Raw genomic sequence first — 12,951 nt, 5'->3', positions numbered from 1 at the left:
TTTTTCAAGTAACCAGGATCACCAGCTCATATTCCTGTCTTTTATTTTTCAAGATCAGGTCAAACATTTTCTGTTAAAAAACCGTGACGAATTTATAATTCAAATAACAACAACTAAAGACCAATTTTATGATCATTTCCACCACACCTTCTCTGGAAGGTTATCAAATTGACCAATATCTTGGAATTGTCTCAGGTGAAACAATCATCGGTGCCAATATTTTCAAAGACTTCTTTGCCAGTATCACTGATATCGTGGGCGGGCGATCCTCTACTTACGAGCAGGTACTTCGCGAGGCAAAAGCCACGGCGGTCTCAGAAATGGAAGCGCAGGCGCGGCAATTCGGTGCCAATGCGATCGTAGGAATTGATTTGGACTACGAAACAATCCGGGAAGGCATGCTGATGGTAACTGTCAGTGGAACGGCTGTAAAAATAACCAAACTGTAATCCAAAAAGGCCTGAAATCCTCAGGCTTTTTTGATTTGCTCCATGATCATTTTGGTATCTGCATTTTTACAAAAATGATTTTCCACAATTACTACCGGAGCTGACTTACACATATCCATACATTTAGTCTGGAAAAATTTGCAATGTCCTTTTAGTGAACCTTCTGTAGCCGCTTCTTTGAGCTCTTTTCGGATTTTTTTGGAACCGGCTTTTTTACAATCCGATCCCTCACAGATAAATACCAATTTTCGATTGTACCGCATCACATTCCAGAAATAGCCTGCATCATCAAACCGGTCAAATAGGCTCCATAAGTGCCCAAGGCATAACCCAAGACTGCTAATAAAACCCCTACAGGAGCAAGTGAAGGATCAAAAGCAGAAGCCACGATGGGTGCAGAAGCTGCTCCTCCTACATTGGCTTGGGAACCCACTGCTACGTAGAAGAATGGTGCTTTGATTGCAAAAGCCACCAATGACATGATGAGGATGTGGAAAATCATCCATACAATCCCAATCAAAAAGAAAATCGGATTATCCAGCACGGCACCCAAGTCCATTTGCATACCGATCGTGGCTACCAATACATACAGTAAGACACTTCCCATCCGCGAAGCTCCTGCGCCTTCGAGGTTTCGCGCTTTCGTAAATGAAAGAATCAGCCCTGCCGTGGTCGCAATGACTACGATCCAAAAAAATGCTGAATTGAGCGAGTATTGATTCAGATTAGGATAATTTGTTTCAAACCACAGCGCCAAAAAATCCGCACACAAATGGGAAAAACCTGTAACCCCGAATCCAAAACCTAAGATCAACATGGTGTCACCCAGGCTTGGAATTTTCATGATTCCCTCCCGGTGTTTGGCTATTCTGTCTCGAAGTTCATAAATGGCAGACGTATCGGACTTGAGTAGCTTATCCAATTTTTCAGAATTGGCCGCCCAGTAGAGTAGAAAAGCCATCCAAAGATTGGCTACCAAAACATCTACTGCGATCATTTGCCCGAAAAGCGTCGGACTTGCTCCGAAAACTTCCAACATGGCTGTCTGATTTGCTCCTCCACCTATCCAACTTCCGGATATGGTAGACAATCCCCGCCAGATCTCATCCGGACCTGTACCCGAATAAATGTCAGGAAACAGGAAGCCGACTGTCAACAAAGCCAATGGCCCCCCAAGCATGATTCCCACTGTACCCGCCAAAAACATGGTAAGGGCTTTGGGACCTAGTTTAAGAATACCCTTTAAATCAATGCTAAGTGTAAACAATACTAAAGAAGCGGGCAAAAGATACCTCGAGGCCACTTTATACAACCCGGAAGATTCGCCCGAAATCAATCCCAAGGAATTAAAAACTGCGGGGATAAAGTAACACAACAACACTGTGGGTACATAAGTGTAAAATTTAACCCAGAATGGTTTTTTGCTGGCTGAAGTGGCAAACACCAATGCCAGGGTTGCCATAAGTAAGCCAAAAACTACTGCGTCATTAGTAAACAAAGGAGCACTTTCTTCCATTCCGGATTATCTGTTTGAAGTACAACGATACGACCAAAAGCCCAAAAAGACCAATCACTTCATCCTCGGGTAAAGAATCTGAATTAATTCGCTTAAAATCATCGCTGTCGCTCCCCATACGATCTCACCATCAATCTCAAAATAGGGTGCATCCAAATTCATGCTTTTACCTATTGTCAGCATCTTTCTCTTTTTTATTTCCGGATTGAAAAGCAACGGCACCGCAGTCGGGATGATTCTGGAGACTTCGTTGGCCTCAGGAATGAATTCCGGTCTTTTTTCCAAAAACCCCACCACCGGACTGACCAGAAAATTGCTCGTCGGGATGTATAAGTCACTTAATCTGCCCAAGACCCGAACTTGGTCTCGATCCACTCCTACTTCTTCTTCAGCTTCCCGAAGTGCCGTCTGAATGATATCCGCATCACTTAATTCCATTTTACCTCCCGGAAATGCCACTTGACCACTATGAAAACCGACGTATTCCGGTCGTTTGATCAATGGGAAAAACGCTCCCCTTTCATCGGGATAAAACAAAATCAGCACACCACTTTTGCGATGATCTGCCGGTAGAACTGGCTCAAAACGCCTGATGTCAATCGGAATTGGTGACATCAGTAAATGAGCTCGTTTTCCGGGAAGAGGGGATTGTAATTCTTGCTCAAGTCGCCGAATAAGAATATCAAATTCCATTTTAGATCAAATCCACCGTCTTGAGCTTGGCATCCAAGTAGGACTCCTGTTTATAATCTATGACTACCTGATCCAATTTGAACTGGCTAAAAATGTGATTTTCAATATTGATGATCCAGATCATCGGTCTAAAGCCTTCTTCTTCCTGAAAAAACCCCAAAACCATGAATTCGGCAGCATTCAGCCACATTCCTTCCTCAAAAACTCCGGAAGGTCCCATAAAAAGCAAACGCTCCTTCATCCCATCCGACCGATACCAGATCACCTCTGAATCCGGATTTAAATAAGGGCGGTCCAAGCTCTCCTGAGCCTCTACTTTATAGGAATAAATGTCTATCGTACCATTGTCTTCGGGATGAGGAAATTGATAGGGAAAAAGTGGATCCTGAGGCAAAATCGGATTCTTCTCCGGCATTTCCATCGGATCTATGGAATCGTTCAATACCAACTCAAAATTAGCCGCATCAAAAATTCCTAAGTGTGTCGCCCAGTGTTTTTGCCAGCCTGAATTTTGGGCTATTCCAAGATTAATTTGATTGCGCATGACTTCCAATTTTCCTTCGTCCGGAGTCAATTCCTTGGAAATCTCCGTTTTGGTGGATTCCGAAGATTCACAGGCAAGTAAAAAAAATAGCATTCCAGCCCAAACTTGGAATTTCACTTTCTTAGACACATTCATAGCGAAAATTTGAACGTTGAAGCTAAGTGAAGTGATCGAAAAATCAAACGGATTCGTAAAATTGGATTGAAAAGAAAAACCGCATTGCGTTCATTAAGATTTACGGATATTCGGAACTTTGCCAGTAGCTTACTTCTAAGTTCTAATGAACTAGTGAATGCCAATTCTTGGACTTCTTCGGTCTACCGACTTCGGTCTCCCAGCCCAAAATCAAGGGTATATTCGTCTACTGGGAGAATAGCGTATCATCAGATTATGATTTAATAGAAATGGAATCTGGCTAAAATTAAAAAAAAGGCCTGGATAATATCCCGGCCTTTTCCTGCTCTCAAACCTATTAAACCTATTGTAGATATTCAATTCATGAATACCTTCGAAAAGTATAAAATGTTTTCATTCCCTCCAAACAATCGATTGCGAAAAATATTCAAAATTTTATTCGGTCATAATTTTCCATTTATAAATCACAGAAAATCAAGTGCTTTTTAAATTTTATTTGAAAAAAATTTCTGAGAAAATTCATCTTGCTTAAACCTATGTCACAGCGCGCACTGCCTATCGCCGAAAAACTCTTTGAAGGATACCTTAGCTACATCGAAGCTTTTAATTCCTATACCCGGCTTGCCCCAATTTATTTCGCCCAAAGAAATTGGCAGGCCACTCAGGTGAACCACAGACAGCGACTTAGGTTATACAAGGATATTTTATTCCAACTGGCTAAATCTTTTCAGGAAATCTTAGGTTCTGATTCGTCAAATCGTACCATTTGGAGTTTGATCAAAAAGGAATACCGTCAAATGATCACTGGACGTCCAGATGCAGAATTGGCGGAAACTTTTTTCAATTCGATTTTCAGAAAAACTTTTCCCAATAATCCACTCGATGAGGATCTGATGTACGTGACCGAGGAGGATAATTTTTTTTCGATCCATGAGAGCTCGGAAATTCTAAACACCTATCCTGCTTCCTTAGGTTTGGAACAGATCATCCGGAGAATCCTTGAAGATTACGATTTTGGAGGAGATTTTATGGATAAGGAAAAGGATGTGGAATTCTTGGTAGAGGGAGTCAAAAAAGTCATTCTTACCCGTTACCAAGTGGAAGTAGGCACGAAAACCCAACTTTTAAAACCCGTCTTTTACCGGAATAAGGCAGCTTATCTGATCGGAAGGACTTTTGTCGGTAAAAAATGGATGCCATTTATCATTCCATTCATGAATGGCCCGAAAGGAATCTTTGTCGACACACTGATTTTTGACCCCAATTTAATGAGTCACTTATTCAGCTTCACCCGTTCCTATTTTATGGTCGAAGCAGAAGTGCCTTCACAGATTATCGGTTTTCTGAGCTCAGTGATTCCACACAAAAAAATCCATGAACTCTACAATGCCATAGGCTTCAACAAGCATGGTAAAACACTCTTTTACCGGGATTTCCTAAATCACCTGGAAAACAGTTCAGACGAATTTGTAGTGGCACCTGGAATAAAAGGAATGGTGATGACGGTATTCACACTTCCGTCTCTAAATATTGTTTTCAAGCTGATCAAAGATCACTTCGAACCACCCAAAAGCATGACCCGGCAGGAAGTCAGAGAAAAATACAAACTGGTCTCACTTCATGATCGGGTGGGCAGAATGGCCGATACGCATGAATTTGAATATTTCAAAATTCCACTAGATCGGATAAGTTCTGAACTGATGAAAGAACTCAGAAACACTACCAATTCACTTTTACAGATAAATAAAAATTACCTGATAATCAAACATTTATACACCGAACGAAAGATGATTCCACTCAATATTTTTCTTGAATCCTGTACTGTGGAAGAAGGTAAGCGGGCCGTGGAAGACTATGGACGAGCCATCCTTCAATTGGCTCAGGCCAATATTTTTCCTGGAGATATGATGACCAAAAACTTTGGTTTGACACGACAAAAACGAGTCATTTTTTATGATTACGATGAAATTGAGTTTCTGGAAGACATGAATTTTCGGGAAAAACCCAAGCCGGAAAATTATGAGCAGATCTATGCTTCAGAACCTTGGTATGAAATCAGGAAGAATGATGTCTTTCCTGAAGATTTCAGGAGATGGATGATAGGAAGGGCAGATCTAAAGCCTCATTTTTTGAGCTATCACCAAGATTTGTTTGATCCTGCCTTTTGGAATTCCTTAAAGGAACGAATCCAAAAAGGTGAGTTGATCCATGCTTTTCCCTATCCTGATGAGATTCGATTTCGACCGGAGGAGGCTGTATAGCAAAACAACGTTTCATTCTTAGCAGTACAACGCTTATTTTTGACTAATCGGGTTAACCCAATTCGTATCCTCAACCCATGATTTCAGAAGTCTCAAGGTCTCCAGCCAAACCTACTCTTACTAAAAAAATCGTCCTTCAAACTCCGGATGACGACGACAGGCCCGTTTACATTTCCGGCAACTTCAACAATTGGGCGACACAGGATTTTAATTTCCGCATGAAAAAGCTCGAAACCGGGAAGTATGAATTCAATTTTCCGGAAGAACCCAAATTTGAGGGAGAACTGATTTACAAATTCACCAAAGGAGACTGGTCAGAAGTGGAAATCGATCGCTATGGCAACCGTACGCCAAACCGTCATTGGAATGATGACAAGGCTGTCAAGCTGGAGAAAGTGGCAAAATGGAGAAAAAACTGGCTTCCTTATCGCCCCTCTCAGCTTCCAAAAATCCATTTGATTTCCGAGGAATTTGAGATTCCCCAGCTGAACAAAACACGGAAAATCTGGGCACTACTGCCGCACGATTACGATACGAGCACCGAAAACTACCCCGTTCTCTACCTCCATGACGCTCAAAATCTTTTCAACGAAAATGCGGAATTCGGTAACTGGCAAATCGATAAAAAGCTGGCAGTCATGTCTGACTATGGCATTGGCAAAATCATTGTCATCGCAGTAGAACATGGAGAAAAAGAGCGGTTGATTGAATATAATGTAGGTAAAACACTACTGGGACAAGGAAACGGCAAACAATACATTCGATTCATCACCGATACCCTAAAGCCTTTTGTCGACAAAACCTTCCGCACCAATCCGAATCGGGAGCACACCGGTATCGGAGGCAGCTCGATGGGTGGATTGGTCAGCATCTTTTCCGGGTTGATTTATCCTGAAGTTTTTGGAAAACTGATGGTCTTCTCCCCCTCCCTTTGGGTGATCCCAAAGATCAAACTCGGCTTTTTTGATTTTTTTGAACCGCAGGAAACCCGAATCTACCTCTATGCGGGTGGTGACGAAAGCGAAACCATGGTCAATCACGTGACCAAACTCCGAAAGCGACTCCTCAAGCGAGAAAGCCTGGAAGGGAAGATGAAAGTACATCTTTCCATCAACGAACAGGGTAAACACAACGAATCCTATTGGGGTGATGAATTCCCAAAAGCCATCGAATGGCTGTTTTTCAATGACAAAAAGGAATAAAAACTTCCTACACAACTATGCAATTCAAAATTAATCCAAAAAATCTCTCGACAACAGCTTTGAGAGTTATCCCTGTCCTTCAAGGTAATGCTGAAGGACTAATTTCAGACAAGCTTGGGAATATAAGCCTTTCCAAAAACCTGTTTTCGGGAAAAAAAGACACCAACTACTCTCTGGCAATCGAAAGTCAAGTGGTCCTACTTCTCGGTCTTGGTGAAGATCCTGATTACAAAACCATGGAAACTTCATTTAGAAGAGTTTTAGCCAAAAGTTCCGAATTGGTTGAGAAGGAAGTTTTGATTGACTTTCCGGATTCTTTTTCCCGGGAACAGATCGAAGCTGCATTAGTTGGTTTTCAACTTGGTGCATATTCCCTTGGCTTTTACAAAAAAGAAAAAGCAAAAGATTACTCCAAGCTTAAAGTGGAAGTTTCCATGACAATTGATAAAGCTAAATCTTTGGCGGATCGGGCCCAAAAAATCGCTCAAGCCAAGATGGAAGCTTTCAAATTGGTAGATCTTCCTCCCAATAAAATCACGCCAGAATACCTGGGTGACTGGGCAAAAAATCTTGGGAAGAAATCAACGCTGGAGGTAAAGGTGTTTGATGTAAAAAAAGCAAAATCGGAGGGTTTGGATGCTTTTTTGGCGGTTGGTAGAGCTTCGGCAAAAGACCCCAAATTCATCATACTGGAGTACCGTCAGCCAAAAGCCAAACTCCACCTTGGACTTGTGGGTAAAGGGGTGACTTTTGACACCGGCGGGCTGAATGTAAAAACTCAGGGAATGCACTACATGAAATCCGATATGGGCGGGGCCGCAGCAGTTTTGGCAACTGCGCAAGTTGTTGCCGAACTGGAATTGCCCGTGAACCTTACTGTCATAGTGCCTGCTTTGGAAAATGCGATCGATAAAGACGCCTACTTGCCTTCCGAGGTAATTGGAAGTCACGCCGGATTGTCTATCGAAGTCATTGATACCGATGCTGAGGGTCGGTTGATCGTGGCGGATGGACTTTCATACCTAATCAAAAACTACAACGTAGACCAAGTCATTGACCTGGCCACGTTGACAGGAAACAGCATCGGAACTTTTGGTTATGAATGTGCCGCATTATTCAGTAATGATGGAAACCTTTCCCATGGACTCCAACAGGCTGGAGAGGAAATCGGAGAGAAATCCTGGCCCCTGCCGCTGTGGGAGACTTATGGGAAAGAGATGGAATCCGAGATAGCGGATATTAAAAATTTTAATGGAAAACCGTTTGCAGGAGCAATCACCGCTGCCAAATTTCTTCAGGCATTTATTCATGAGCATCCGGCCTGGGCACATTTAGACATAGCCGGAGTAGCATTTGGAGACAGTGAGTTTTCGAAAACTAAAACCGGGACAGCATACGGCGTTAGTCTTCTCTTGCGTTACCTGGAAAATCAACTTTAAAATTTATCCGACAAGTCTTCCGATTTGTCGGAATTTTTTTCACTTTTTGAAAATCAAAGCCATTCTTCATGAACTCCTCCAAAACTTTTCTCTGTATTTCTAACTATTTCAAAGGAAATGCTTTTCTGACCGCACTCAAAAAACAAGGAAACAAGGTTTTCCTCATCACTACAGAGAAACTGAGGGAAAAGCCCTGGGCCTTTGAGTACATCGACGAGGTATTCTACATGCCGGGTCAGGATTTGGATTGGGACATGGATCTGCTACTGAAGGGGGTCGGGGGATTGATGAAAGATCACAAGATCGAGGCCATCATTTCATTGGACGATTATGATGTGGAAAAGGCAGCCTTCCTCAGAGAAAACCTCCGTATCCCTGGAATGGGGCAGACTACGGGACGGTATTTTCGGGACAAACTTGCCATGCGAATGCGGGCAAAAGATGCCGGAATCCGCGTCCCTCCTTTCGCGCCACTTTTCAATAACGAAGAAATCAATCGGTTCGCTGATACGGTACAGGCTCCTTGGGTTTTGAAGCCTCGATCAGAAGCTTCTGCTAATGGAATCATCAAAGTACATACCAAGGGAGATCTCTGGAAGCACATTGATGAATTGGGAGAAAACAGGATTTACTACCTGGTGGAGCAATTCAAGCCCGGTGATGTGTATCATGCAGATGGGCTTCAATTGGGCGGAAAGACCTTGTTTTTGACCGTTTCGAAGTATTTGACGACTCCGATGGAAATCTCTCAAGGAGGAGGGATTTTCCGGTCTGCCAATATCGAATACGGCTCAGAGGATGACAAAGCTATCAAAAAGGTAAATGAAGCCATCATGAACGCCTTCGGTCTCCAGCATGGGGCTTCTCATACGGAGTTTATCAAATGCCGGGAAGACGGGGAGATCTACTTTTTGGAAACCGCCTCACGCGTAGGCGGGGCACATTTGGCGGAAATGGTCGAGGCAGCTACAGACATCAATCTCTGGGAAGAATGGGCGAAGATTGAAAATGCCGTAGCAAAAAACGAAAAATACACCCTACCCAAGGTAGCCAAAAACTACGCCGGAATCGTACTCACCCTTTCCAAATATCAGCACCCTGACCTCAGTCCGTTCGATGATCCCGAAGTTTGCTTCAGAGTACCATTGGATTACCATGCCGGTCTGATTGTGAAATCTCCAAAGCAAAAACGTGTATTGGACTTATTGGACAGCTACGCAGAGCGATTTGCAAGGGATCTATCTACCAGCGCAGATGCACCTGAGTTGAAGAAGTTTCATTGATTTTATTTCGATAGACTTATTTCTAAATCCGACAAATAATGACCAAATCTCAAGGAATTGAACTCAAAAAAAATTAAAGCCTTACATTTAAATAAAAAATGAAACAACTAACCTTCCCTTTGTTATTAGAGCCAAAAGCAATGAAAAGAATGGAAATATTCCCGTTGATGAGGTATATGGGAAGTAAGTATAAGCTAATTCCTTGGTTACATGAAACATTTAGTGAATTAGAATTCGATTCCGCATTGGACGCATTTTCAGGCTCTGGCGTAGTTTCTTACTTACTTAAATCTATGGGTAAGGAGGTTCATTCGAACGATTTTTTGACATTTTCAGCTACTATTACAAAAGCATTAGTCGAAAACAATTCGACCTTAATTGAAAAAAGTGATATTGATTTCCTGTTGAATTTAGAAGTGAAATCAGATAATTTCATAGAGACCACATTTGAAAATATTTTCTTTACTAGGGATGAATTAATCTTTTTAGATAAAATAAGCCAAAATATTTCAGAGCTAACGTCTCCATATAAAAAAGCCTTAGCCTTGACTGCATTATTTAGATCTTGCCTAAAAAAGCAACCAAGAGGTGTTTTTACAATATCTGGAAATCTGGAAAAGTATGACGATGGAAGGAGGGATTTAAAATTATCATTAAAAGAGCATTTTTTAGAACAAACAAAACTCAACAACAAAGTTATTTTTGATAATTCTAAAAGAAATGTTTCTTACAATGAAAATATTTTTGAATTAAAGAATCCTAATTTAAGTCCAGATTTGGTATATTTTGATCCGCCCTATGTACCACCTTCAGATGATAATTGCTATGTGAAAAGATATCATTTCCTTGAAGGATTATCCAAATACTGGCATGGTGAAAAAATAATGAAAGAAACAAAAGTGAAAAAAATTCAAAAAAAATTCACTCCCTTTTCATACAAAAAGACTGCTATTCAAGCCTTTGAATCCTTGTTTGATCAATTTTCAGAAAGCACTTTGGTATTATCATACTCATCCAATGCATTCCCGGATTTAGAGACTTTGGTATCCTTAATGAAAAATGAAAAATCAAATGTTGAAATAAAATCCAAACCTCACAGATACCATTTTGGTAATCATGCAACGGCTTTACGGTCAAACGTAATGGAGTATTTAATTATTGGTAGAGATTAAATATGATCAGACATAAACAAACCAAAACCCAGTTGATTGAAAGTTTAGGAGAAGTTAAAAGTGATTGGAAAGATGATTTTTCTGTACACTTTCTAGAATTAGTATCGAGTTTTAATTTCAAGAATAATGTCTCAGAAATTCACCTTATACAAATACTCCAAAAAGATTTTGAGGCTGGAATCACATTTTTTAGGTTAGTTCTAGAACAATCAAAGGATGAGTTTACTGAGATTTTAAAAGCACTCTTTTTTCATTCAAGTTTGGGTTATGGTAAAACTTGTTTTTTGTCAAATCCTGAAGAATACATCAGGATTTTAAAAGAATATGGTCTTATCGATGCAATAAATATTTTGATTTCCCGAGAATATACTTGGAGAGAAGTTATCCAGGAAAGGCTCAAAATGGGACGGGGAAGTGCCATCAAAGGTCAAAAAAGAGGCAAAAATCTTGAAGACTTTGTTGAGTCTATTGTATCTCAGGTATTTGAAAATTATGAAATCCGAAAAAGTTTTAGGGGAGCAAAAGGTCTGACAACTGCAAAAGCAGATTTTTGTATTCCCTCAACTCAAAATCCGAGTATAGTCATCGAAGTCAAAGCCTATGGTGCCACAGGAAGTAAACAGAGTGATGTGATTGGTGATGTGCAAAAAATAATTTTGGAAAAGCGAAATGATACTTACTTTTTGCTAGTCACTGATGGGATTACCTGGAAAGCTAGGATGCGGGATTTCGAAAGATTGATCGAATTTCAGAATTATGGGGATGTCTACAGGATTTATACCCAAAAAATGGATCTCGAACTTTTGTCTGACTTAATTCAATTAAAAGCAGAGTTGAATCTCTAACTCCAATCGTAATCTTTGGTTGAGATAAGGATTATTAAAACCGTTCTTCAATCCCTAATCCAAAAAGTGCGAAGTCGTATTTGACCGGGTCAAGTGGGTCGAATTCCCGAAGCTTTCGAGTCAGCTCCAAAGCTGTCAACCAATCCGTTTGCTTTCTGGTAATCAGGCCCAGCTTCCTGCCTACCCGATCGACATGAAGGTCACAGGGACAAATCAACTGAGCAGGTGAAATATTTTTCCAAAGTCCAAAATCAACTCCCATATCATCCGATCTCACCATCCAGCGGAGATACATGTTAATCCGTTTGCAGGCAGCCTTTCGGGATGGTGTTGCGATATGCTTTTTCGTTCGATTCGGAGCCGGGTCCAGGCTAAAGAAAACCTGATGAAACGCTGTCAAAATCGACTCCATCGAATCGATATGACCGGTTTGACCGATTAAAAATGCCTCTTCCAAGCTTTCATGATTTCGATAAAACCAACTAAGAAAATAAATGAAATAAAGCGTATCAACATCGTTGAATGTTCGATGCTTAAACCTCAAAAAAGGACTTAAGTCACCTTCGTGATGATTGAGCAAAAAATCATAGGGAACATTATCCATCAACTGGAACAGTTCCAAACATTTATTTATGATGGTCTTTCGCTGTCCCCATGCCAAAATTGCCGCAAAAAAACCTGCTATCTCGATGTCCTGTTTTTTGGAGAATCGATGTGGGATAGAAATCGGGTCGTTGGGGATGAAACCTGGTTGATTATACTGCACGACTTTCAGATCCAAAAACTCCTTTAGCCCTTGCATCAAATTGCCACTTTCACTTTTCCACCCTGAGTCCTGTCAAACCATTTGAAATAAAGTTCCTTGTCGATTTTTTCCGACACATGCCAGTCATAGCTTTTGATGGGAGTCAAGAAACGTTGTGAATCCCGATCGGGGTCGTAGAGGTAAATTTCAAAATCAGGCATTTCTTTTGGATCCTGCGTGTTCCATTTCTCCAAAATAAATCCATCTTCCAGGAACCTGACTTTATTTCCAAAGACAAAATCCTCCAAAATCGAAGGCACTCCTACCTTTCTCCTCCATTTGAATCCTGCAGGACCAAATATTATCTGCTGACATACTTTTGCTTCCCTAAGTTGATTGGAATGATCCAATTTTTTCCATTCAGCCTCATTTAAAACAACGGATTTCCCTTTCGGTCTCAACTGAGTCAAAAGAAAGGAAAGCTTGGAAAATAAAATCGTGAAGCCAAAGAACAGTAGCCCAAAACTCGCCAAAATCGGATATGAGATGATAAAAATAAAATTCCAAATAAACCGGAAAGTATGGTGAAAGAGTAGCTGGACTATGTTCATTTTGAATTACTGATGTCACAAAGGTACTCTCGGTAGTTTACAATGACAAAGATTCA

13 protein-coding genes are annotated in these 12,951 nt (G+C 40.9%); 7 read left to right on the top strand and 6 right to left on the bottom strand.

Going from position 1 to position 12,951, the window contains the following annotated elements:
* Nucleotides 1–128 precede the first annotated feature (128 nt).
* A complete protein-coding gene (locus tag C4S61_RS08820) occupies nucleotides 129–449 on the top strand; it encodes a YbjQ family protein (RefSeq protein WP_103924427.1) in 321 nt (106 codons plus the stop codon).
* 20 nt (nucleotides 450–469) lie between these two features.
* Here the strand turns inward: C4S61_RS08820 and C4S61_RS08815 are convergent, their stop codons facing one another.
* The 4 genes from C4S61_RS08815 to C4S61_RS08800 all read right to left on the bottom strand — a co-directional run bounded on the left by C4S61_RS08815 (nucleotide 470) and on the right by C4S61_RS08800 (nucleotide 3,337).
* Nucleotides 470–712, bottom strand: a complete 243-nt coding sequence (locus C4S61_RS08815; RefSeq protein WP_103924426.1) for a (2Fe-2S) ferredoxin domain-containing protein — start codon at nucleotides 710–712, stop codon at nucleotides 470–472.
* Nucleotides 712–1,965 carry a DUF819 family protein gene (locus C4S61_RS08810; RefSeq protein ID WP_103924425.1) on the bottom strand — a complete coding sequence of 418 codons (1,254 nt, stop codon included), beginning with the start codon at nucleotides 1,963–1,965 and terminating at the stop codon, nucleotides 712–714. Before C4S61_RS08810 ends, C4S61_RS08815 begins: the two co-directional genes overlap by 1 nt.
* 54 nt (nucleotides 1,966–2,019) lie before the next feature.
* Nucleotides 2,020–2,580 (bottom strand): NUDIX hydrolase, encoded by a 561-nt coding sequence (locus tag C4S61_RS08805; RefSeq protein ID WP_235009895.1) that lies wholly within the window; start codon nucleotides 2,578–2,580, stop codon nucleotides 2,020–2,022.
* A gap of 79 nt (nucleotides 2,581–2,659) precedes the next feature.
* Nucleotides 2,660–3,337 carry a hypothetical protein gene (locus C4S61_RS08800; RefSeq protein WP_103924423.1) on the bottom strand — a complete coding sequence of 226 codons (678 nt, stop codon included), beginning with the start codon at nucleotides 3,335–3,337 and terminating at the stop codon, nucleotides 2,660–2,662.
* A 536-nt stretch (nucleotides 3,338–3,873) separates the two neighbouring features.
* Between C4S61_RS08800 and aceK the strand changes: the two genes are divergently transcribed.
* The 6 genes from aceK to C4S61_RS08770 all read left to right on the top strand — a co-directional run bounded on the left by aceK (nucleotide 3,874) and on the right by C4S61_RS08770 (nucleotide 11,539).
* Nucleotides 3,874–5,598, top strand: coding sequence for a bifunctional isocitrate dehydrogenase kinase/phosphatase (gene aceK / locus C4S61_RS08795; protein ID WP_103924422.1), 1,725 nt, complete (start codon nucleotides 3,874–3,876; stop codon nucleotides 5,596–5,598).
* A gap of 77 nt (nucleotides 5,599–5,675) precedes the next feature.
* Nucleotides 5,676–6,800 (top strand): alpha/beta hydrolase, encoded by a 1,125-nt coding sequence (locus C4S61_RS08790; protein WP_103924421.1) that lies wholly within the window; start codon nucleotides 5,676–5,678, stop codon nucleotides 6,798–6,800.
* 17 nt (nucleotides 6,801–6,817) lie between these two features.
* A complete protein-coding gene (locus C4S61_RS08785) occupies nucleotides 6,818–8,239 on the top strand; it encodes a leucyl aminopeptidase family protein (protein ID WP_103924420.1) in 1,422 nt (473 codons plus the stop codon).
* Between the two features lie 68 nt (nucleotides 8,240–8,307).
* The gene (locus C4S61_RS08780; RefSeq protein ID WP_103924419.1) at nucleotides 8,308–9,522 is read left to right on the top strand and encodes an ATP-grasp domain-containing protein; all 1,215 of its coding nucleotides are present in this window, start codon (nucleotides 8,308–8,310) and stop codon (nucleotides 9,520–9,522) included.
* A gap of 98 nt (nucleotides 9,523–9,620) precedes the next feature.
* Nucleotides 9,621–10,694, top strand: coding sequence for a DNA adenine methylase (locus tag C4S61_RS08775; RefSeq protein ID WP_200820555.1), 1,074 nt, complete (start codon nucleotides 9,621–9,623; stop codon nucleotides 10,692–10,694).
* A 284-nt stretch (nucleotides 10,695–10,978) separates the two neighbouring features.
* On the top strand, nucleotides 10,979–11,539 hold the full coding sequence (locus C4S61_RS08770) for a DpnII family type II restriction endonuclease (protein WP_160111217.1): 561 nt from the start codon (nucleotides 10,979–10,981) through the stop codon (nucleotides 11,537–11,539).
* 34 nt (nucleotides 11,540–11,573) lie between these two features.
* Here C4S61_RS08770 and C4S61_RS08765 read toward each other — a convergent pair whose 3' ends face one another.
* Nucleotides 11,574–12,341 carry a TIGR02757 family protein gene (locus C4S61_RS08765; RefSeq protein WP_103924417.1) on the bottom strand — a complete coding sequence of 256 codons (768 nt, stop codon included), beginning with the start codon at nucleotides 12,339–12,341 and terminating at the stop codon, nucleotides 11,574–11,576.
* Nucleotides 12,341–12,895, bottom strand: a complete 555-nt coding sequence (locus C4S61_RS08760) for a hypothetical protein (protein WP_103924416.1) — start codon at nucleotides 12,893–12,895, stop codon at nucleotides 12,341–12,343. The genes C4S61_RS08765 and C4S61_RS08760 overlap by 1 nt, the downstream gene beginning before the upstream one ends.
* Nucleotides 12,896–12,951 lie beyond the last annotated feature (56 nt).

This window comes from Algoriphagus boritolerans DSM 17298 = JCM 18970, from assembly GCF_900108085.1.
GTDB classification, from domain to species: domain Bacteria; phylum Bacteroidota; class Bacteroidia; order Cytophagales; family Cyclobacteriaceae; genus Algoriphagus; species Algoriphagus boritolerans.
This window is presented reverse-complemented; position numbering and strand designations above follow the sequence as displayed.

Bases quoted from the DNA above. Each gene is read 5' to 3' on its own strand.
- C4S61_RS08820 (WP_103924427.1), top strand. From the start codon at position 129: ATGATCATTTCCACCACACCTTCTCTGGAAGGTTATCAAATTGACCAA.
- C4S61_RS08815 (WP_103924426.1), bottom strand. From the start codon at position 712: ATGCGGTACAATCGAAAATTGGTATTTATCTGTGAGGGATCGGATTGT.
- C4S61_RS08810 (WP_103924425.1), bottom strand. From the start codon at position 1,965: ATGGAAGAAAGTGCTCCTTTGTTTACTAATGACGCAGTAGTTTTTGGC.
- C4S61_RS08805 (WP_235009895.1), bottom strand. From the start codon at position 2,580: ATGTCACCAATTCCGATTGACATCAGGCGTTTTGAGCCAGTTCTACCG.
- C4S61_RS08800 (WP_103924423.1), bottom strand. From the start codon at position 3,337: ATGAATGTGTCTAAGAAAGTGAAATTCCAAGTTTGGGCTGGAATGCTA.
- aceK (WP_103924422.1), top strand. From the start codon at position 3,874: ATGTCACAGCGCGCACTGCCTATCGCCGAAAAACTCTTTGAAGGATAC.
- C4S61_RS08790 (WP_103924421.1), top strand. From the start codon at position 5,676: ATGATTTCAGAAGTCTCAAGGTCTCCAGCCAAACCTACTCTTACTAAA.
- C4S61_RS08785 (WP_103924420.1), top strand. From the start codon at position 6,818: ATGCAATTCAAAATTAATCCAAAAAATCTCTCGACAACAGCTTTGAGA.
- C4S61_RS08780 (WP_103924419.1), top strand. From the start codon at position 8,308: ATGAACTCCTCCAAAACTTTTCTCTGTATTTCTAACTATTTCAAAGGA.
- C4S61_RS08775 (WP_200820555.1), top strand. From the start codon at position 9,621: ATGAAACAACTAACCTTCCCTTTGTTATTAGAGCCAAAAGCAATGAAA.
- C4S61_RS08765 (WP_103924417.1), bottom strand. From the start codon at position 12,341: ATGCAAGGGCTAAAGGAGTTTTTGGATCTGAAAGTCGTGCAGTATAAT.
- C4S61_RS08760 (WP_103924416.1), bottom strand. From the start codon at position 12,895: ATGAACATAGTCCAGCTACTCTTTCACCATACTTTCCGGTTTATTTGG.